Below are 21443 nucleotides of genomic sequence, written 5' to 3' on the forward strand. Positions count from 1 at the left end.
TGATAATTTGGTTAAATAATAACCAATGAGGTAGGAAACGGATTTCCTTTCGCCCTCCCTACGCCGGTACTAACCGGATCAGGTTCTTTGGGTATGATCTCAGTCCGTTATTTGGACACCCCATTGCGTAAATGTTGCGACAAAGGTATAAAGAAAATACTAACCGACGATTCCAAATAGTTCCCAACAGAACCAACAAACTGAAATTATTTCATAATCAACCATTTAATCCATGTAAAATTGTCTTAACATAGGACAAAATGTCAATCGTATTCATCATAACGATAGGTGAAAAAACTTTTTTTGAGTCTGGTACATCCTTTGATCTCTAGTTGTCGTAATCATTCATGTAAAACAAAAGTTAAAGGAGGATTTAGCCATGTTACCATTGATTAGACAAAAAAGAAATGTTCCGAACTTATTCGACGATTTTTTTGGAAGGAATTTTTGGAATGATGTCTTTGAAAAACCAGAATGGAGCTCAAATCCAGCCGTAAATGTTTACGAAAAGAAAGATGATTTCGAAATTGAGGTGGCTGCACCCGGACTGGAAAAAGGAGACTTTCATATTGATCTAAAAGACAATGTTCTGACGGTTTCTTCGGAGAAAAAGGAAAGTAAGGAAGAAAAAGAAGATGGAAAGGTTGTTTTCACTGAATTCAACTATTCAACATTCAGCCGTTCATTCCGTTTACCGGAAGGTATTGATGTCAATAACATTAAAGCCACACACAAAAATGGTGTTCTAAAAGTGATCCTTCCTAAAAGGGAAGAGTACAAACAACAAGCACCACGCATGATTGAAATTTCATAATTTAGTTAGGTTTAGTTTAGTTAGTAATTCTGAAGCCTCGCTCTACAGCGGGGCTTTCTTTATTGCATCTGGCTTGATAGAATCTCGAAATTGCTGTTACGACATACTGCCCGCAAGCTTTTTAATTCAGACTTACTTCGCACCCCAATAATCCCATATACCGGTTTTCCTGGCATTAAAATCTGGTTCGCCAGTTGAAAATTCATTAACTCGTCTTTTAGCGTTGAGTTTTCCTTAACCCGAAAATCATCAACTTGTTCCGCAACAGACATGGTAATGGACTCATGCTCCACGCCATCGTCATAATCGTCATCATCAACACTTTCGTAAATCGCCTGCTCAATTAAGACTATTGGTAGAAACAAAATCATCAATGGAGAAAAGCGCTGCCTAACTTTTTTGGCCAACCACTCATTGTGTAGTAACTCCACCTGCTCATCACCATTAAAAAAGGCTAGTTGCGTTCCATGGATTGGTTGCTTGCTGTTGTTGATTAGACGAATGCTGACAACATGAATATTCTTTCGTTTTGCCCAACGTGCCCCTTGCTTGTTGTTGGTTTTTTCAAGAATATTATCAACATAACTAAAACTCAACTGGTCATCCATTTGCCCCACAGGATATGACCAATCCTGAACACGCGTAAGCGTTCGATGTTTCACAGCGCAAGAGCAACAGGACACCACGAGCAGAAAAATCAATATTCTCTTTATAAACATAGACTCAATACAAAAGAGCGTCTAAGTTAACAAAAATATAAAATGAACCGAGCGCAATGATTCTTCTTAACAATTTTTATGCCCTGCCTTTATGAATGAATTATTTACAACCACTTGTTGCGTTTAAAAAGCCAAAACTGAAACCCAAGAATTACGAGTAGCAACAAAATAAACCAACTAAAAGCCAAGGGGTTTTCAGCGATTGGAATACCAGCCAAGTTCACGCCAAGCAAGCCCGTAAAAAAGCCAAGAGGAAGGAAAAAAGCAGCAACAATGGAAAGCACATACATGCGTTTGTTCATCTGCTCATTTTGCCGGTTATACAAGGTTTCCTGGCTAACTGTTCCCATATCGCGGGCAGCATCCAGCATTTCGATGTACCGTAAAAGCTGATCGGTAATCTCACGAAAACGCAATTGCTGTTTCGAGCTTATCCAACTGGTTTTTTCCAATTGAATTTTCAACAAAGCATCACGTTGGGGAATTAAAAATCGTTTCAGCTGAATAATTTGACGGCGAAGGTTATGAATTTCGATGCGGTAATCGTGCTCTTCGTTGTCCAGCACCTGCTCTTCAATTTCTGCTGAAGCTTCTTCAATGTCTTCCATCACATCGCCCATTCTGAAAATGAGTCTTTCGCACAAAAACACTAAAAAATGCCCGACAGATTTTGGAGCCTGTCCTAACTCAATTTGCTCGGCAACATCGTTGACCGACCAAATTCCACGTCGCTGACAACTAATAATCCGATTCTTACTAATCAACAACCGTACGGCCACCATGTCTTCCGGATCAGCTCCTTCCGCCAAGTTCACTCCGCGCAGAATGATCAGCATATCATCGTTCGAGATGGACATTCGCGGGCGTGTGGCCTCTTTCAATAACGCCTCGACAAAAAGCTCATCCAGCCCTTCCAGGGACCGGATTGTCGTGGTCGTTTCCGGATCACTCAAATCAAACTGCAACCACTGATAGGCATCAGTTGGTATTTCCTTCGACAGCTCTTTTTCAGCAACTACTTCGTGCTTTCTTGCCGAAGGGTAAATCGTGTATCCATGAATCAAAGCCATATTCTAATGAGTTTACGTTCACTCAAGATACAAAGGATTTATGATTTGTGAGAAACAAAAATGATTTAGCGAGTTGCTTCTTTGAACGTCCGTTTGCGTTCGAGATAAAATTTCCAGATGATACTTTTACAAAGCATCTCAGCGTGCCACTGCGGCTCTGCGATTTTTTTCAACTCGAGGCGTTTGTTTCGTAAAGTCCGGTGTGAATGATAAAAAGCGTAGTGCGCCCGAAAAACGCTAAAAAAGCCCCGCCAATTCAACTCACTCAGCAATTTGAAGGCTGCAACCCCATCCAACAGCATCCGAACCATAAGAACCTTATAAAACTTCCTTCGAGGAAGGTTTTTATAAAGCAACCACAAGCTATTCCGAAAATTTAGAAAAAGTTTCTTTGGATTATCATATGACAGGGTTCCACCTCCAAGGTGATAGACTTTACTATATGGCGTAAACTGAATTTTATACCCCATATTCTTCAAGCGCCAGCAAATATCAATCTCTTCCATATGGGCCCAAAAGTCTGAGTCGAAACCACCTGCCTTGTGGAAGTAATTGGCCCGAACGGCCATGCAAGCACCTGTTGCCCAAAAAATATTGGTCACCTGGTCAAACTGACCATGATCTTTTTCCATCACGTTCAGAATCCGTCCCCGGCAAAAAGGAAAGCCTAGCTGATCAATAAATCCACCTGCAGCTCCCGCATACTCAAACTCATCTTTGCGGTGCCAGCTCAACACTTTGGGCTGTACTGCAGCAATCGTCGAATCTGCCTCCATCAACTCAATCATCGGATCAATCCAGTCTGGGCTTACTTCTACATCCGAATTCAACAAGATGTAGTAGTCAGCCTCCACCTGTTGCAATGCCAAGTTATAGCCTTTTGCAAAACCATGATTTTCGTTTAACTGAATAATTTGTACTTGGGGATAATTTTCTTGTAGAAAGCGCACTGAATCATCATCAGACTGGTTATCAGCAACAATAACATCAACACCATCGCCCTGGCTGTATTGAACAACAGAGGGAAGGTACTGTTCTAGCAGCTTACGACCATTCCAATTTAAAATAACAATAGCAACACGCGATGAATTCATGCCCGCAAATATAATCAGGAAATCAGAATACGGGACAGAATACTGATAAGATTTTCCTTTTCCAATTTACTTAATACTTCCTGAACTTTAGCGAGTTTATTCTTTTTGCCAGCTTCGATGATCGCCCTGATTTCTTTGTATTGCTTCCCAGTCAATTCCTCTTCCATCAGCTCCCATGCCTTTTCTGCCGACGACTCTTGCCGTGGAAGCCCAAGGCTTTCAAGCTCCATAATTGCAGCTTCAAGCACTTCATCCGCCTGCATCTTTACCGGATCATCCGATTTCTCGTTTCCGGTTGCATCGCGCAAATTCCAACTGGAGTAGTCGTATTTCAAGTCAGCAATCATTTTCACAATAAGATGATCGGCACCAAAAATACGCTGAAGAAATAGCATGGTCTGACTTTTCCATGCTTCCAGGTCAAAACTTTTTTCATTCAGTTTTTCCTGTTGTTTTCGGAGTAAGGCAATTTCTTTCTCGGCCATGGCTTGCTTTTTCCTGCAATTTAGTTGATTACTGAACTATGTACAATAGCAAGACAAAAAAAACCGCTCGGGTTTAATCGAAATTGCTTGATTATTTCTTCATCCAGAAGCTAAAATCATCAGTTCCAACCTTAGACATCAGATCTCAGCCAATAGCGATTTGACCATCCATCCCTACCAATAAACCAAACTTTTTTTAATGAGCTCCTAAAAACTGATTTACTTTTTTGAAGAAATCGGGGAAATAATTCGCATTCGAGGCAACAATCTCCTTTCCAAACAGGAAGTTATTTTCTCCTTTAAAGTCACAAACTTTACCTCCAGCTTCCTTGATCAGCAGAATTCCCGCGGCAACATCCCAAGCATGCAGCGCGTGCTCAAAAAAGCCATCAAAACGGCCGCAAGCCACATAAGCCAAATCAACTGCAGCCGATCCCATCCGGCGCATCCCCCGGGTTTCAATCATAAAAAATTCGAGCAATTTGAGGTAGTCGCTCAACATTTCAAAATTGTAATACGGAAAACCTGTTGCCAGTAAAGCATCTTCATGTGTGGCACTTTTTGAAACGGCAATACGTTCGCCATTCAACCAAGCACCACCATCTTTCCATGCGGAAAACAATTCATCCTGCCCCACTTCGTACACAACACCTACAATCGGTTCTTCTCCATCAACTAAAGCAATGGACACCGAATGAGGAAACAGGCCATGAATGAAGTTGGTTGTTCCATCCAAGGGGTCAACCACCCACTTTAGCTGTTCATCGGTTGCCGAAGCTGTTCCCTCCTCGGTAATGAAGCCAGCCTCAGGGAGTAGCGCTTTCAGCTCTTCAACAATCATGCGCTCAGCATTCTTATCTACATAAGTCACTAAACTTGCTTTTCCCTTCAACTCAATATCATCGGTCGTTATCTTCTGCCGTTCTTCACGAATAAACTGCCCGGCCTTTTTAGCAATCGTTTCAACTTGCTGACAAATAACTTGTAGATCCATGGTTTGAATTTTGTTCCGAAATTCGCTTAAAGAACAACGACTTCAAAATTTCCCACGTTATTTATTTCTGAAAGTCTCACCGATCTCACTTGGTTAACCAACTCTGGATCGAAAGGGGTTTCAACTCGAAGGTAATTATCCGTAAACCCATGTAAAACATCCTGATGGCTTTCATTCTCAAACAACACCGAGCGCACTTCACCAACATGCTTTTCATAGAACGCATGTAGTTTTTTATCGGACAACTGAATTAACTGTCGGGTGCGGGCTTTACGCTCATCAACGGGAACTACCGGTTTCAAATCCAAGGCTTTTGTTCCCGGCCGTTCCGAATATGGAAAGGCATGTAGCTGCGTCACCTCCAGATCGCGAACAAACTCATAACCATCCAGAAATAATTCTTCGGTTTCGCCATTCGGACCTGCAATAATGTCCACGCCAATAAAAGCATCAGGTAAAACCGAACGAATTTTATTGATCCGATCAGCAAATAAATCACGTTTATATTTACGCTTCATCAACTCCAATACTTCATCAGATCCAGACTGAAGGGGCAGGTGAAAATGAGGAGCTATTCGCTTTGAAACAGCAACCAGATCAATGATTTCATCGGTCAGCAAGTTCGGTTCTACCGAGGAAATTCGAATACGCTCCAAGCCGTCAACTTCATCCAAGGCCCGAAGTAAATCAATGAATTTCTCATTTGTGCTTTTACCAAAGTCACCAATATTCACCCCGGTAAGAATGATCTCTTTGATTCCGTTTGCGACTGTTTCACGAGCTTTCTCAACCGTATTGACAATGGTATCATTCCGACTTCGCCCGCGTGCAAAAGGAATCGTACAATAGGTACAAAAGTAGTCGCAGCCATCTTGCACCTTCAGGAAGCTCCGCGTGCGGTCTCCCCACGATGCTGCGTGGTGATAATCCCGGTTCTGGTTTTGAGATTTCAACAACAAAAAGGGCTCTTCTCGCTTCTGCAAGCCATCAAAGAAGTCGGTCATCCGAAACTTGGCATTCGTTCCCAAAATGTAATCAACACCTTCGATATGGCTGATGGTGTCCGCTTGTAACTGCGCATAACATCCCGTCACAACAACGATCGCCTTCGGGTTTCGACGGATAGCCTGCCGGATAATATTCCGGCTTTTTTTATCACTCTCCGATGTCACCGAACAAGAGTTGATCACATATACATCAGCGACTTCCTTAAAATCAACCCGTTCAAATCCTTTCACCTCAAAATGTCGCGCGATGGTCGATGTTTCTGAGAAGTTAAGTTTGCATCCTAAGGTAAAGAATGCTGCCTTTTTGCCTGAAAAATCCATGAAATATCGTTCTTGAAATAATCGGGCAAAAGTATAAAAAAAGTCAGGAAACGAGCTATTTACTTACAATAAATCGCTCGCAAGTTCAGCCAAATAACTTCGTTCACCTTTGACTAAATTGACATGTGAAAACAAATCCTGGCTCCTCATCTTATCGGTCATGTAAGCCAAACCATTTGATTTCATGTCCAGATAAGGGGAATCGATCTGCTGCATATCTCCCGTAAATACCATTTTTGTTCCTTCACCTGCTCGGGTAATAATGGTTTTGATTTCATGTGGAGTCAAGTTCTGCGCCTCATCAACAATAAAGAATGCATTCGATAAACTCCGCCCACGAATGTACGCCAGTGGGGTAATAATCAGTCGCTCTTCTTTGAGCAGTTCTTCAATCTTCTGATATTCCTGACTCCGTGGATTAAAAGCATGCTTTATAACCGAGAGGTTGTCAAACAAAGGTTGCATGTACGGACTGATTTTCTCGGTGGCATCGCCTGGCAAATACCCCAAGTCGCGGTTACTTAAAGCCACAATTGGCCGCGCGAGAAGAATCTGCTCATACTGCTTGTTTTGTTCCAAGGCAGCCGCTAAAGCCAAGAGCGTTTTTCCGGTTCCGGCTTTCCCGGTTAAGGACACCAACTTGATATCGGGATTTAAAAGTGAATTCAAACTAAAGGTTTGTTCGGCATTTCGTGGTTTTATTCCATAGGCCACCTTCTTTTCAACCCGAACAACTCGTTGCGAATTGCTATCGAAACGAGCCAAAACACTCGATTTATTCCCTTTTAAAATGAAATATTCATTGGGGACTGGCTTTTCTTTCAAGCTCGAGTCTGCAATGGCAATAGATCCTTCGTCATACAAACGTTCGATCAATTGATCCTCATAACTTTCCAGTTCAGTAATGCTCTTTTCAAAAACCTGCGGATCCTTGATTTTATCATTCTGGTAATCTTCAGACATGAGTCCTAAAGACTTCGCCTTCATTCTTAGATTGATATCTTTTGAAACCAGAATGGTACTCCGATCGGCATGCTCATTCTTTATAAATTCGGCAACAGCCAAAATCCGGTGATCTGGAATGTCTTCTTTAAACGATTGCTTCATGGCATCAGTAAATGGCTTTCCGGTAGCGATAATTAATTTTCCCAATCCTTCGCCCAACTGAATACCACCATTAAAAAGCTTTTCACCAACAATTCCATCCAAAATTCTTACAAATTCTCGTGCTTGAAAGTTGATCGGATCGTTTCCACGCTTAAATTTGTCGAGTTCTTCCAACACCGTCAAGGGAATAATGATATCATTATCTTTGAACTGATAAATACAGGTGTGATCGTGAAGAATAACATTTGTATCAAGTACAAATATTTTTGAGTTAACTGGCTTTTTTGTTTTCATAGCACTTGGTTTTGCTTTCCCATAAATGTAGGAAAAATAGGATGACTTGATTCCAGAGGTGCTTCAAAAACACAGCAGATAGTTATCAACAAATTTTTGCAAAAAACAGTAAATAGCTGATTAATAATGACAAGTTATAAACAGACTCTTGATTTTCTATATAACCGGCTGCCCATGTACCAACGAACAGGTCCGGCAGCCTATAAAAACACCCTTGGCAACACCCTCGTTTTGGATGAGTTGTTCAAGCACCCGCACACCCATTTTAAGACCATTCACGTTGCAGGAACGAATGGCAAAGGCTCCAGCTCTCACCAACTGGCCTCAGTCCTTCAGGAAGCCGGCTATAAAGTTGGCCTCTACACTTCCCCCCACTTGATTGATTTTCGGGAGCGTATCCGGGTAAATGGGCAGCTCATTCCGGAGGCTGATGTTGTTGGTTTTGTTAATGAATTTCTTCGACTAAATGAAGAAGCTGCAATTGAACCCTCTTTTTTTGAAATGACCGTTGCCATGGCTTTTGACTTCTTCAGAAAAAGTCAGGTTGACATTGCCGTCATTGAAGTTGGCCTTGGGGGGCGACTTGATTCTACCAACATTATTCACCCCGAAGTTTCATTGATTACCAACATCAGCCTTGATCACACGGCACTACTAGGAAACTCAATTGCCGAAATTGCCGAAGAAAAAGCCGGCATTATCAAAACAAACGTACCCGTAGTCATTTCAGAAAGCAACGAAGCTTATAATGAAGTATTCCAGCACAAAGCCGAAGCGATGAATACAAGCATCTCTTTTGCTGACAAGGAATACCAAGCAAACTATGCCATGTTTTCACCGGAAGGAAAGCAGATTTTCAACTTTCACCAACGGGGAGAGTTGGTTTTCCCGGATTTAAAACTTGACCTGCTGGGCAATTATCAACGACATAACCTTGCCGGCGTGCTAAAAACACTAGAATTACTCCAGGAAAGCGGATGGGCAATCAGCCAACAAGCAATTTACGAAGGTCTAGCCAAGGTAACTGCCAATACCGGCCTTCGCGGACGATGGGAAGTTGTGGGTAACAACCCGCTCATGATTTGTGACACCGCCCACAATGAGGCAGGCCTAACAGCCATCGTCGCTCAATTAAAAGCTACTCCCTGGAAACGACTACACATTGTATTGGGCATGGTCAATGACAAAAAACTGGACGACGTACTGGCCATTCTTCCCCGTGAAGCCAACTATTTTTTCACCCAGGCAAAAATCCCCAGAGCTCTTCCTGCTGAGGAATTGGTAGACAAAGCCGCCCAAGCAGGCTTAACGGGAGTAAGTATTTCTTCTGTTGCTGAAGCAGTTGCCGAAGCTCAATCGCAAGCAACACCAGAAGACCTTATCTATATTGGGGGAAGTACCTTTGTTGTGGCTGATTATTTTTCCTAACTTTTTTCATTTTTGTTTTGGTTGCGAAAAAAAAGGATTTATATTTGCATCGCCTTTCTGAAAAGGAGGTGAGTTCAGAAAACATTCGGGCGGTTAGCTCAGTTGGTTCAGAGCACTTGGTTTACACCCAAGGGGTCGGGGGTTCGACTCCCTCACCGCCCACAAAGAGGAATACAGCGATGTGTTCCTCTTTTTTATGCTCCAAACTTTATAGAAACCGACAAGTCAATCACTCCAGGAACTTCCGACATTCACACCTAAACGCATTTGCATTCTTTGAAGCTCCTTTAAAACAATAGAATTCTCCGAAAACATAAAGACTTATCAAGTAAAAATCGAGCGGTTCCCTGCCCGAATGAACGGTCAGACGGGGACTTCCTCACCGCCCACAAGCAATGTGTTCTTTTTTTTGTGCTAAACTTTAAGAAAGCTTCTAAAACGATTAAATAGTCCTCCCCTCTCCACCAAATTTTTCATTTTTTTCATTAATTCTCGCTCTTATTTTTGGTATCGTGAAAAAAGGATTTATATTTGCATCGCCTTTCTGAAAAGGAGGTGAGTTCAGAAAACATTCGGGCGGTTAGCTCAGTTGGTTCAGAGCACTTGGTTTACACCCAAGGGGTCGGGGGTTCGACTCCCTCACCGCCCACAAAAGAGGAATACAGCAATGTGTTCCTCTTTTTTTATGCTTTAAACTTTCGCAAAAAATAGCCCCTAGCAAAAAAAGAGAAACACCCCAAAGTGTCTCTCTTTCTATTTAAACAAAACAGCTTACTCGAACCGTAAAACTTAACCCGAATCAATTTTTAGACGCTCTACAACTTCATCAAAGCATTTCTTTAAGTTTTAAATCAGCCGAAGAAAGCCGGTCCAGGTATAAAATCGCATGTGGATGCTCCCGAAGTATTGTCGCTGGGCATGCCGTAGATATCTCCTGATTCAGCGTGTTAAACACCGCTTTGGCCTTTTGAATTCCTGGGACAACACAACTAATTTTTTTAGCGCGCATAATCGCAGGAATTGTCAACGAAAGCGCCTCTTTTGGCACATCACTCAAGGTCGGGAACCAGCCCTCGCCCAACTGCTGAAGCCGACAGGCCTCATCCAATTCAACCACTTTCACCAGTTTCGGATCGTTAAAATCAGCTACCGGAGGATCATTAAAGGCAATGTGTCCATTTTCACCAATCCCAATACAGGCAACATCAATCGAGTGTCCCTTAAGCAGTTTTTCATAACGAGCCACTTCTGCATCCACATCCGGAGCATCTCCATTCAGATAATGTACCTCGCGGGGATTAACCTTCTCCAGAATACGCTCTTTCAAATATTTTCGAAAGCTTGCTGGATGTGTTTCCGGAAGATCCTTGTACTCATCCAAATGAAACACGGTAACCTTTTGCCAGTCGATTGTCTGCTTTTGCAGGTGTTCCAAAAATTTAAACTGAGAAGCGCCCGTTGCCAAAATCAGATTAGCAACACCTCTCTGAGCAATCGCCTCTTGCAAAATTCCAGCAACAGATTTAGCGGCTACCTGCCCAATGATATCATTTGTTTCAAACAATTTCACTTCAAGCTTATCGGCCTGAAAATTTATATTTTTCATGTTAATTCGATTTAAGATAAAGTAACGAAGGGGTGTTAAAACAATTCAGCGATTGCAAACCAACTGGTTACAAAGGAGAAAAGTACGACAGCCAGAATTCCAACATTTTCCTTGAGTTTAGCATGATTCTTTCCCATCAATGCAGGACGATTGATCAATAACAAAATTGGAATAGCAACAGCCGGTAAAATAACAGCCTGAAAAGCCTGAGAGAACACCATTAAGGCGGGAGGTCGCTGCTCCAGGAAGATCGTTCCAAAAGCAAATATCATGGCCACAAAAATCAAGACACGAGATTGCGTCGATTTTGTGTTTCGGGGTTTTCCTGAATAATCGGCAATTAACCAGGGAGCAATTAACACAATTGGAAAGATTGTTGATAAACCAGCTCCAACAATTCCCAAAATCAGAACAAAAGCGGCCACATTCCCGCCAATTGGAGCAAACAGATGAATCATCTCAACTGTATTTTCCAACTTCAAGCCCATCACATGGAGCGTACCGGCTGCCACAGCCATAATCACCCCACTCAAAAACAACATCATTGACGCAGAAACAAAGGCATCTTTCTTTTCATCCTTGAGGTTATTAATTGTCCAGCCCTTCTCGGCAACTACTGAGCTTCGCATGATGAATACCGCAGCAGAACAGGTGGTACCAGCAATGGCTGCGACCAAACCCAAAGCTCCGGGCGTATCTGGAATTCCGGGAACCAACCCTTCAGTAAGGGTTGAAAAATCAGGTTGAACCATAAAAAACACCACGATAAACGACAGCCCCATAAAAATTACAAAGACAGTCAGTGCTTTCTCGAAGGTTTTATACTGGCCAAACCACAACAACAAATACAAGCCCACAGCCAACACCAAAATAATCCATCCACGCGACACCATCAAGTCGTTAAACAACAGCCGAATGGCTTCCTGAACCAAATCAGCCACAATGCCCATCACGCCCATTAAAGCCAGTAATTCACCAATAATCAGAGCCGCAAGGATATACAAAGCCAACACCCAGCCATACCGAAATTCGTGCTTGATATTATACAAAGCAGTTTTGCCGGAAACCAGCGTCACCTTACCATAGGCAACCATCAAGATGAAGGTAAAAACACAGGACAGCACCAAGGCCCAAAAAAGCTCCATCCCAAACTCTGCCCCTGTTTTGGCCATGGTCGTCACACTTCCCGTACCAATATTATAGCCAATAAGAAACAAGCCTGGACCTACGGCAGCGAGAGCCAGTTTTATTTTATACCAAATTTTTTTATCCATTCTGTTTAGTTCGATTAGTTTTTTGTCACCAGAGCAGGTTCAATTTACTTTTGCTCGTAAACCAACTGCCCCCCAACATAGGTTTTCTGAATATCAATCCGGTAGTCATTCAAACTAAAAACAATCAGGTCAGCACGCTTACCCGGCTCTAAAACACCACGATCATTCAATCCATACAATTTGGCAGGATTAGTACTGGCCATTTGAACAGCTTGCGCCAACGTACAGCCCGTCACTTCCATGATGTGTCCAACTCCCTTGGTCATTGCTGAAGCCGATCCGTACAACACGTTTTGCGCCGGATACCGAAGCATTCCCTCTTCAGTCAGCTCGATTGTCTCCCCGGTTTGCGTCTTGTATATCCCCGGATCCAGGGCGGCATAACTTGTTACATCCGAAGTAATAATCGTTCGGTCAACTCCCTTGGTCTGGTAAAAAGTCTGAATTTCTTCAGGAAGCAAATGAAAACCATCGCAAATAATACTGATCATAAAACGTTGATCAGCCAATTGCGACCAGAAGGGATTCCGATGCCGATTAATCATATTCGCAGCACCATTTCCAAGGTGAGTTGCTATTTTAGCACCACGATCAATGGCAGCTGTCACCACATCGGCCGGTGCATTATGATGTCCCAAAGCCACAACAATGCCCGCGCGGCTACACTGACTTACAAAGTCAAGACCACCCTCCAACTCAGGCGCTAAAGTCACCTGCAAAATTTTATTATCTGCAGCCTCTATCAGCTCTGTGAATCGTTTCCAATCAGGCAATTCAACAAACTTTTTGGGATGCGCTCCCCGGTAGCCATCTTCGGGATTGATATAGGGGCCTTCCATGTGAAAGCCAGGAATTGAGCCCAACAACTTCGGATCATCAGAAGCCTTTGCTAAAATCTTCAAATTCTTGATCAGCAACTCATGATCATTCGTAGTCAAGGTCGGCAAATAAGTGGTCACCCCCTTTTTCCATAACTCCTGCGTGGCTTTTTCAACACCAGCAAAAGTCAAATCACTTCCTCCAAAAGAAAATGAAATGCCTGCAAAACCATTCACCTGGTTATCGATAAACCCTGGTGCAATGTAAACAGCCGGAGCTCCCTCGGGCAGTTTCTCCAAACGAACAATCTCCTGAATCTTTCCATCCTCAAGCTGAATTTCCACCGGAGACTGATCATAATAAAGCAAGCCCACGATTCTATCGCCAGCCCAAGCACTATTCAGTACAAAAGAGGCCAACAAAAAGAAGAGTACTTTATTTGTTTTAATCTGATATTTATTTCGTTTCATCTTATTGGTTTTAAACGATTTTTCGATTTACCTCATCCCATTGAACCATCCGTTTTTCGACATAGGACTGATGAGCCATAATGCAGGCTATGCCTTCCTCATAAGCCATTTCGATATTGGCACTTGGCTCATTTCCGTTGCGAATGCAGTTAATCCATTCGCGAACATGAAGGTGAGTAACATCTATACGCCGCCCATTAACGGTCGTTGTGGTTAAACCGCGTGAGGCATAATACCGCTCGCTTGCAGAACTCACGGCATCGATTTGTCCAGCCTCCGGGTTAAAAGAAATCATCGGCGCTGACGGATCAATCACACCTGACTGAATCCCTTCAGCATAGCGCGTCGAATTTCGATCGGCCGTAATAATGGCATTATTTCCCAACTCCATGGAACCGTCATGCCCCATAAATACCCGACCACGACCACGGCTGGACGCCAAATTTCCGCTATACATCAGCGTAAGATCTTTATCCGGATATTCAAAAACGCAATGCAACGAATCCGGCATCTCACGGTTGTCCTTCCAGTAATAAATTCCACCAGACGACATCACCGATTTTGGAATCCCGATACGAAGCAACTGATTCACCGCATCGAATTCATGCGTAAACAGCTGACCAATCATTCCAGAGTCATAATCGAACCATTTGGTCCAATTATAATACCGATCCGCACTGAAAGGTGCGTACGGTGCCTCTCCCAGCCATTGCTTCCAATCAATCGTCTGCTCATTGCCCGGCTTAGGATTTCCTTTGGCATCCAAATGCCTGATCCACGCACCACTCGCCGTATTCCGATTGGAGGTTGTCTCAACCAAGGTAATTTTTCCCAATAGGTTTCGCTTAATAATTTCTTTGGCCTGCTTAAAAACAATGCTTTGCGTGATTTGGTGCCCCAGCTGAAAAACAACACCCGATTGCTTAACGGTTTCATACAGTTCATTCAGCTCATCTTCTTTCAAAGCAACACTTTTCTCGCAATAAATATGTTTTCCTGCTTTAGCGGCATCAATGGCAATTCGTGCATGATGATGATCCGGCGTAGCGATCAAAACAGCATCAATTGAATCGTCCGCCAACATTTCGTGATAAGTTCGGTAGCGTTTTACCGGCAAAGCGGCAGCACCATCACCACCAGGCCTGACCTTATTACTTGCAGTATCAATCCCGTTTTGAGCATGCTCATCAAACACATCACATATTCCGGTAATGGCCACATTCAGATATTCCTGCTGCAACCAATCATTCAACAACTTTCGTTTTTTCCAGCTTTCCGTATCCGTGGGATGCATAAATCCCAAGGCATGAGAAAGCTGCCGGGCACGAGTTCCAAAGCCAATAAATCCAAGCCGAATAAGATCGCCCGAAGGCTTTGCATTTCCATAATCCATTTTCGGAAACTCAATATCATCAAGCCCAAGCTCGCGAACAATCTGCTTGCGCTTATCGGCTTCGTAGTTAGTCTTTCTCAAAATCTCAAAGCCCAACAATCCGGCTACCGGAACACCCGCCAATGCTTTTAAAACCGTTCGGCGTTTCATTCCTTCCGCCCGTTTATTTTCATTGGAAGTATTGGTCTTTTCCTGTTTTCTTTTTTCGGTCATTTCACACCTCCGTTTCTTCTTGTTCTCAACCGTTGAATTATGGCATCCAGCCCAACAACTGCACTTGTAGGAAATACGGCAAGCACCACCAAGGCAATTGATTCGAACAAGGTTTTATCGACAATTAGATTGTTGCCATCCACAGGGCGCGCGTATTCCACTCCAATCAAAGGAGGACAAGTGAGATAATAGGTAAAAACTAAGATTGCACCTGCCCATGCGGCGGTTCGAGCACAAATTCCGAGGAGCAGACCAACTCCAATCGCGATCAATCCCCAGGTGTTTAAGAAGTCCACAGTTGATAAAACAGTCGGATGAGAAGTTACCCAGCCGGCAAAACCGGACATTATTCCTTGTGCCTGCTGTAGAAAACCAAGAGACGACCAATCGGGATTTAGCAACTTGGCAATTCCTTCGTAGAGAATATGCCAGCCAATCAGCCATCTCAACAAGACCAAAGAATAGGTTTGTAGTTTCGTATAGTTAGTTTCGTATTTCATCTCGTTAAATCAGGTTTTGTCTCAATCAAAGCTTCATTTCCCAACCTTTTTCATAGCGTCGCGACCACAATTTTTCAGCGTCCCGATCTTTTACGATGTGCCCATTTTGAGGATCAATATCCAACGAATGACCAACTCGTTGGGCAATATTTCCAAGTTGAACCAACAAGGTACTCTTGTGTCCCGAGTCGATATCAGAATGAAGTTGAGCGCCTTTTAAAATACCATCGAAAAAATTCTGAATATGAAGCGCATCCAACTGCTGAGCAGGACTAGCCGCATTACGAGGATCAATTTTGTCTTTATCCACGACCTTCTTCAATTCTTTTCCACTCACATCAAACAAGGTATAACCATTTCCACCTGTAATCAGCACCGAACCTTTGTCTCCAAAGAACTGAGCGCCAACCGAACTTCCTTCAATCGAACGGGCATTACAGCTTCGGCCTTCCCAAGTCATTGTAAATCCGCCCGGGAAATCAAGACTAATCACCTGCGTATCGGGAGTTTCCCAATCATCCTGATAATGAAAACGACCACCGTTGGAGCTCACCCGATTTGGATAATCCACTTCCATTCCCCATCGCAAAAGGTCAACCATATGCGTTCCGTTATTCAGTGCCTCACCCGTTCCCCAATGCCAGAACCAGTGCCAATTGTAATGCACATAATTGTCCTTGAAAGCTCTTCGCGGAGCTGGTCCTTGCCACAAATCCCAATTCAACCAATCAGGAACTGCCGCTTCTTTTCCAACCCCAATCGGACCTCTCTTATTAGTGTACCAGCTTTTCCCAAAATACGGTTTGCCAATCGCTCCGGACTGTATTTCCTTGATTGCCTCAACAACATTGGGCCACGAGCGTCGCTGATTTCCCATCTGCAACACCTGTCCGTATTTTGCGGCAGCCTGCACCAATATCTCGCCCTCTTCAGGACTATGGCTACATGGCTTTTCCAGGTAAACATGCTTGCCTGCCTTCATGGCCAATAAAGCCGCTGGCGCGTGCCAATGGTCAGGCGTGGCAACCACGATTGCATCCATATCTTTCGCTTCCAAGGCATTTCTAAAATCGGGCATGGCCTTTGGTTTTGAACCGGTAATTTTTGCAACAGCATCGATACACTTTGCCGCAGCTCGCGTATCCACATCGCTCACATAAACCAGGTTGCAGTTTTTCTGCATGGCAAAATTTTGCGCCAGCGCATTTCCCCGGGAATTAACTCCCATTACGCCAACATTGATGCGCTCATTCGCCCCAGCAATATTGCGATAGCTTCGCGCACTAAACCCAGGCAACACACCTCCAACTGTCAAGGCTGCCGTTCCTAAAACTGTTTTTCGGATAAAATCTCTTCTATTATTTTCCATGATCTATTTCTTTTATTTATTAAAACCTGAGTGCTTTTTTACTCTCTTTTTCTGCCTTTTTAACCACTGACTCGACCGACACTGGAATGCCGCCTTTCTTTTTACTTAGATCAGCAGCTTCCATAAAAGCCAAAATTTCCAGGGTTTCGGCTGGCTGCACCGGCACTTCCCCTGTTTCAAAAAAGTGAATGATATCCTCTAAAAGCGGATTGTAGCCATTGTATGAACCAAGCTTAACAATACTTTTCTCGCCAAAGATGGTTCCACCATAATCTCCTTTTCCTGCACGCAATCCTCTGAAAGAACCGATTCGTCCATCTTTCCAAGTTCCTACAGCCACATCGGTATCTTCAGTTGTTATGCGTACAACCGTTTGGCAACCTACTCCCATTGCCGTAAAGAGCGTTTCTACGCCATGAATGCCATACCAGAAGAAATCCGGATGACTGGGCTCCGTTTTGCATGGGCTGTATGCTTCAGCACCCAATACTTTTCCGGCAGCACCACTTTTAACGTCATCCATCCCTTTAATGTAGCGTAAAGAAGAAGCAGAGAAAGTAGGAACGCCATAATGACGAGATGCCTCGAAAATAGCCATTGCATCAGCCAGAGAAGCCGCCATTGGCTTGTCGATAAACATGCGTTTCCCAGCTTTTAAAACAGGAAGTGCCTGCTCCAAGTGCCTGCGTCCATCGTTAGTTTCCAAAAGCACCACATCCACTTTTGTCAAAAGTTCATCCACAGAGCCAACAATCTCCACCCCATAGGTTTGAATTTGCTCGGTATAGCCTTCAATCCGATCGACTGAGGACTGGATATCCAAACTACCTTTAGGATAGGCAGCCACAACTTTATACCCTTTAAATTGCCCGCCGGCATCAGCACCATTCAATGCCTTGGTAAATGCAATACTATGAGAGGTATCCAAGCCGATAATTCCCACTCTCTTGCCCTGAGATCCAGAATTTCCAGCCATTGCATAGCTAGTCAACCCAAGCCCAACTCCTGCCAAAGTTGTTGTTTTAATAAAGTTTCGTCGGTTTATCATATTTTATTGATTTAGTTTTTATCGCGTTAGTTATTAGCTTCAAAGAGTTTTATCTTCAAACAAAAATAGAAAATAAAAACATTTACACAATCGTTTGTTTAAATTCATTCAAATGTTTTACAATATCTTTATCCAAAAAAAATTTAGGACAGTTGACCTTTTCAATGTTTGATTTTAAAATTAAACAAACACACAAACACCACTAATAGAATAAATTAAAAGCAAACAAAGACATATTTATAGCTGATATTTGGTCGATTATTCTTTATAACAAATCAGTCAACTTAGATTAAGACAAACGATTGCGTAAAATTATTCATTTAATCCTCTAAAATAGATTTATTGATCAACACTTAATTTGATTGAATTTTCATGGTCGATTCTCGCACAACCAAGTCATTTCGTATGGTAATAGTTTCAGAGGCAACAGTCTCTTGCTTCTCATCAATCTGGCGAATTAATAGGCGCGCAGCAGCTTGTCCCATCTCAAAAGCATGATCATCAATCGTGGTTAACGCAGGGCTGACAATCAATGAGGTCGGTGTATTACTAAAGCCAACAACGGCAATATCCTCAGGAACTTTTTTCCCTTGCTTCGTAATTGTTTGAATGGCACTGATTGCACTCGTATCGTTGGAACAAAAAATTCCATCAAGCGCTGCATCGCTTTCCAAAAAATGAGCAACGGCCTGCTCCCCTTCCATGCGACTCAAATCCTCGGTATAGTAGATCAATTTCTCAGACTGCTCCAATTGGTGTTTCCGAAGGGCCTCTTGATAGCCTCGAAGTCGGTCTCGAAAAATGGCGACCTTCTGATTGCCGGCAATATGGGCAATTCGCTTACAGCCGATTGAAATAAGGTGCTCCGTTGCCTTCATCGCCGCACCAAAATCATCGATGATCACTTTATGGGTTTCAATTTCATCACACACCCGATCAAAAAAGACCAACGGAACATTGTTGTCTTTAAAAACAGCCAAATGGTCATAGTTATCGGTTTCCATTGCCAAACAAGCAATTACCCCATCAGCCTGACTAGAGAGCAACATTCGGGCATTCTCCTTCTCCCGCTCATAAGAGTTATTCGACTGAAAAATAATCACATAATAACCGGCCTTACTCGCCACCTCTTCAATTCCTGCAATTGCTGATGACTGGAAATAACGATCGATCCGCGGAATAATAACACCAATCAGATTTGTTCTATTCCGACGAAGGTTTGAAGCCACCGAATTTGGATAGTATCCCAGCTTTTTGGCTAATTTATGAACCTCTGCAGTTCGCTTTTTACCAATGCTTGGATGGTTCTGCAACGCTCTGGAAATCGTCGAAGGCGAAACCCCTAAGCGCTCAGCCATCTCTTTTATGCTCACTTTTGATTTTCTCATAGCCAAATAAACTCTGGAATCTTATAGACTTTAATTTATGAAGTTAACCCACAAAGTAACAAGAAAAATCAACATCTTTTAAATAATCGATTTTATCCTGAGTTTGGACTGAGAATAACTCATATCCTCTCCTTGCATTCAACCTGTTGTTCTTCTTAAATAAAACTTTTGAGCCTCTTCAACAACTAGTTCTTCTTTCAAAGTATATGTTAATACATCGGCTTTCATGCTGGAACATTAAGAGGATAAGTTCCACTTAATATTCCAGCCTGAATATTTTAGTTACTCTAATAGCCCTGATTTTGAGGAAATTCTGCATCAACATTCAGGTCAATCTGACTTTGCGGAATTGGCCACAACTTATTATGATCTTGGATTCTGGCCCCTGGAAAAATGGGATTGCTATTATATTTTCTTGTTCTTTCCACTAACTTCCCCATTCTTCTTAAAATGATATGACGCCAGTGCTCACACCAAAGCTCTCTTGCATATTCATCCAAGATATAATCGTAGGTTACACTTTCTGCTGAAACTGCTGAAGCATTAGATCTACTTCTAATTTTATTGATATCATCTGCAGCAAGATCTGCACGGTCAATCGCTAGATAAGCCTCGGCTCGCACAAGAAGTGTCTCTGCAAATCGTAAAGCATATGCATCTTTATGGGTTATACCACCCCCTGCTCGATGTGGTTGTTCAAAGTAATTACAAGCATCTCCAAACTTACTGTGCCATGGAAATATGTATTGATTTGTATCTCTCAGACCATCCCTTGCCCCATCTTCATATAAGCTAAAATCTATTTTTTGCTTATCGAACGAAGAAGCCGGATTATCAAAGTAGAAATTCCTTTTGATATTATGCTCCGCATTTCTCAAATCATTATCCCAATCGCTTGCCCAAATATCATAATAAGAATAATTGGTTCCCCGCATCGTAGCTACAGGCCTACTTAGTGTATCATTGTAGCCTGTGTATTTGCCTTCGTACATAATTCCTAAGAAGGCAGGATACCCATCTGGCGTATTCCCCATCCTGAAATATGAAGGGCCAAAAATATAACCACTGCCATTCCTTGAACCTCCTGTCAAAAACGGTTCAACCTGAATAACCCACATCGCCTCTTTATTTTCTGCCAAGTTGTGATTTCCAAAGCCATAAAGATCATAGAAGGGATCGCCAGCTCCAAATACATCATTATCAAGCCTTGTTCCAAAACGCTCAGTCATTAGATGATAGTCATAATCATCAATAGCATGAGTAGCTGCTTCTACTGCCAATTGTGGATTTTTTTGTTCCAGGTAAGTTTCGGCTAAATAGTGCCAAGCAACTCCTTGAGTTATTCGTCCTGGAGCAGCTTCGCTTCCAGGGGGTGGCAAATGCTCGGTTCCAAATTTGAAATCGTCTTCCATTAGCTTATGAATTTTAGCCACTGGATCCCTTACAAAATCAGCCCTAGCTGATTTTACAGGCTCTTCTAGAAGCGGAATATCTCCATAAGTTGAGACTAACGAGCGATATGCCCAAGCTCGAAAAAATCGAGCTTCTGCCAAGTAAACGTTCCGTGGTTCACTCGAAAACACCTCCTCTTCAGCTTTTTCAATACTCTCAATAAGTAAATTTGCCCGAGCAATTATTCGGAAACCAGTGTTCCAATAGTCTTCTACCTCCTTTGATGAAGGGGTCAAATAAGTGACATAATCGACTAAATAACGGTTTGTTCCCGGGTCTTCACCAAAATACCCTAGATCAGCTCCCAGCCCACGATAAGTAAGCATAGTTGTAAATCGAGTCATGGCATAAAAAGCCTCGCGCACTTCAGTATGTAGCCCAGAGATTCCCTGTCGAATTCCATCCTCTGTTAAATACGAGTTTTCAGGAGTCAAAAAGCTTAGCGGATTTTCCTCAAGAACGTCTTCGTTACAAGAAGAAAAAAGAAACAGAATAGCCATAAACCATCCGCCTATTTTTTTCATTTCAATCATATATTTTTTCATTTCAATCATTTTTTAGGTTTAATCATTGATTTC

18 protein-coding genes, 2 tRNA genes and 1 riboswitch are annotated in these 21443 nt (G+C 42.7%); of the genes, 4 read left to right on the plus strand and 16 right to left on the minus strand.

All coding sequences use genetic code 11. The features are described from left to right. Positions 1 to 38: 38 nt before the first annotated feature. Positions 39 to 133: riboswitch (TPP riboswitch) on the minus strand. A gap of 246 nt (positions 134 to 379) precedes the next feature. Beyond that, entirely contained in the window at positions 380 to 814 is a 435-nt protein-coding gene (locus BM156_RS15310) for an Hsp20/alpha crystallin family protein (protein ID WP_093920769.1), read from the plus strand. Positions 815 to 873: 59 nt separating this feature from the next. Here BM156_RS15310 and BM156_RS15315 read toward each other — a convergent pair whose 3' ends face one another. The 7 genes from BM156_RS15315 to BM156_RS15345 form a co-directional block, all read right to left on the minus strand. After that, positions 874 to 1476 carry a hypothetical protein gene (locus BM156_RS15315; RefSeq protein ID WP_139218307.1) on the minus strand — a complete coding sequence of 201 codons (603 nt, stop codon included), beginning with the start codon at positions 1474 to 1476 and terminating at the stop codon, positions 874 to 876. Between the two features lie 161 nt (positions 1477 to 1637). After that, a complete protein-coding gene (locus BM156_RS15320; RefSeq protein WP_093920771.1) occupies positions 1638 to 2603 on the minus strand; it encodes a zinc transporter ZntB in 966 nt (321 codons plus the stop codon). 65 nt (positions 2604 to 2668) lie between these two features. Next, positions 2669 to 3697 carry a glycosyltransferase family 2 protein gene (locus tag BM156_RS15325; RefSeq protein ID WP_093920772.1) on the minus strand — a complete coding sequence of 343 codons (1029 nt, stop codon included), beginning with the start codon at positions 3695 to 3697 and terminating at the stop codon, positions 2669 to 2671. A gap of 14 nt (positions 3698 to 3711) precedes the next feature. Further along, positions 3712 to 4182, minus strand: a complete 471-nt coding sequence (locus BM156_RS15330; protein ID WP_093920773.1) for a hypothetical protein — start codon at positions 4180 to 4182, stop codon at positions 3712 to 3714. Between the two features lie 196 nt (positions 4183 to 4378). Beyond that, positions 4379 to 5176, minus strand: a complete 798-nt coding sequence (locus BM156_RS15335) for an inositol monophosphatase family protein (RefSeq protein WP_093920774.1) — start codon at positions 5174 to 5176, stop codon at positions 4379 to 4381. Positions 5177 to 5202: 26 nt separating this feature from the next. Continuing rightward, the gene (gene mtaB, locus BM156_RS15340) at positions 5203 to 6504 is read right to left on the minus strand and encodes a tRNA (N(6)-L-threonylcarbamoyladenosine(37)-C(2))-methylthiotransferase MtaB (protein WP_093920775.1); all 1302 of its coding nucleotides are present in this window, start codon (positions 6502 to 6504) and stop codon (positions 5203 to 5205) included. Positions 6505 to 6567: 63 nt separating this feature from the next. After that, the gene (locus tag BM156_RS15345) at positions 6568 to 7905 is read right to left on the minus strand and encodes a PhoH family protein (RefSeq protein WP_093920776.1); all 1338 of its coding nucleotides are present in this window, start codon (positions 7903 to 7905) and stop codon (positions 6568 to 6570) included. 174 nt (positions 7906 to 8079) lie between these two features. Between BM156_RS15345 and BM156_RS15350 the strand changes: the two genes are divergently transcribed. The 3 genes from BM156_RS15350 (at position 8080) to BM156_RS15360 (ending at position 9982) form a co-directional block, all read left to right on the plus strand. Continuing rightward, positions 8080 to 9333, plus strand: coding sequence for a bifunctional folylpolyglutamate synthase/dihydrofolate synthase (locus BM156_RS15350; RefSeq protein ID WP_244525751.1), 1254 nt, complete (start codon positions 8080 to 8082; stop codon positions 9331 to 9333). A gap of 87 nt (positions 9334 to 9420) precedes the next feature. Beyond that, positions 9421 to 9495: transfer RNA gene (locus tag BM156_RS15355), tRNA-Val, on the plus strand. 412 nt (positions 9496 to 9907) lie between these two features. Beyond that, positions 9908 to 9982: transfer RNA gene (locus tag BM156_RS15360), tRNA-Val, on the plus strand. A 177-nt stretch (positions 9983 to 10159) separates the two neighbouring features. Here BM156_RS15360 and BM156_RS15365 read toward each other — a convergent pair. The 9 genes from BM156_RS15365 to BM156_RS15405 all read right to left on the minus strand — a co-directional run bounded on the left by BM156_RS15365 (position 10160) and on the right by BM156_RS15405 (position 21410). Then, positions 10160 to 10939 carry a glucosamine-6-phosphate deaminase gene (locus BM156_RS15365; protein WP_093920778.1) on the minus strand — a complete coding sequence of 260 codons (780 nt, stop codon included), beginning with the start codon at positions 10937 to 10939 and terminating at the stop codon, positions 10160 to 10162. Positions 10940 to 10974: 35 nt separating this feature from the next. Next, positions 10975 to 12213 carry an Nramp family divalent metal transporter gene (locus tag BM156_RS15370; protein WP_093920779.1) on the minus strand — a complete coding sequence of 413 codons (1239 nt, stop codon included), beginning with the start codon at positions 12211 to 12213 and terminating at the stop codon, positions 10975 to 10977. 44 nt (positions 12214 to 12257) lie between these two features. Then, entirely contained in the window at positions 12258 to 13502 is a 1245-nt protein-coding gene (gene nagA, locus BM156_RS15375) for an N-acetylglucosamine-6-phosphate deacetylase (protein WP_093920780.1), read from the minus strand. A gap of 10 nt (positions 13503 to 13512) precedes the next feature. Continuing rightward, a complete protein-coding gene (locus tag BM156_RS15380; RefSeq protein WP_093920781.1) occupies positions 13513 to 15108 on the minus strand; it encodes a Gfo/Idh/MocA family protein in 1596 nt (531 codons plus the stop codon). After that, entirely contained in the window at positions 15105 to 15608 is a 504-nt protein-coding gene (locus BM156_RS15385; protein ID WP_093920782.1) for a DoxX family membrane protein, read from the minus strand. The genes BM156_RS15380 and BM156_RS15385 overlap by 4 nt, the downstream gene beginning before the upstream one ends. A gap of 25 nt (positions 15609 to 15633) precedes the next feature. Next, complete coding sequence (locus BM156_RS15390; RefSeq protein WP_093920783.1) at positions 15634 to 16977, minus strand: Gfo/Idh/MocA family protein; 1344 nt, start codon at positions 16975 to 16977, stop codon at positions 15634 to 15636. 19 nt (positions 16978 to 16996) lie between these two features. Next, complete coding sequence (locus BM156_RS15395; protein ID WP_093920784.1) at positions 16997 to 18025, minus strand: Gfo/Idh/MocA family protein; 1029 nt, start codon at positions 18023 to 18025, stop codon at positions 16997 to 16999. Between the two features lie 353 nt (positions 18026 to 18378). Beyond that, complete coding sequence (locus BM156_RS15400; protein WP_093920785.1) at positions 18379 to 19413, minus strand: LacI family DNA-binding transcriptional regulator; 1035 nt, start codon at positions 19411 to 19413, stop codon at positions 18379 to 18381. A 287-nt stretch (positions 19414 to 19700) separates the two neighbouring features. Beyond that, positions 19701 to 21410, minus strand: coding sequence for a RagB/SusD family nutrient uptake outer membrane protein (locus BM156_RS15405; protein ID WP_170846978.1), 1710 nt, complete (start codon positions 21408 to 21410; stop codon positions 19701 to 19703). Positions 21411 to 21443 lie beyond the last annotated feature (33 nt).

The organism is Sunxiuqinia elliptica (genome assembly GCF_900113005.1).
Classification (GTDB): Bacteria; Bacteroidota; Bacteroidia; order Bacteroidales; family Prolixibacteraceae; genus Sunxiuqinia; species Sunxiuqinia elliptica.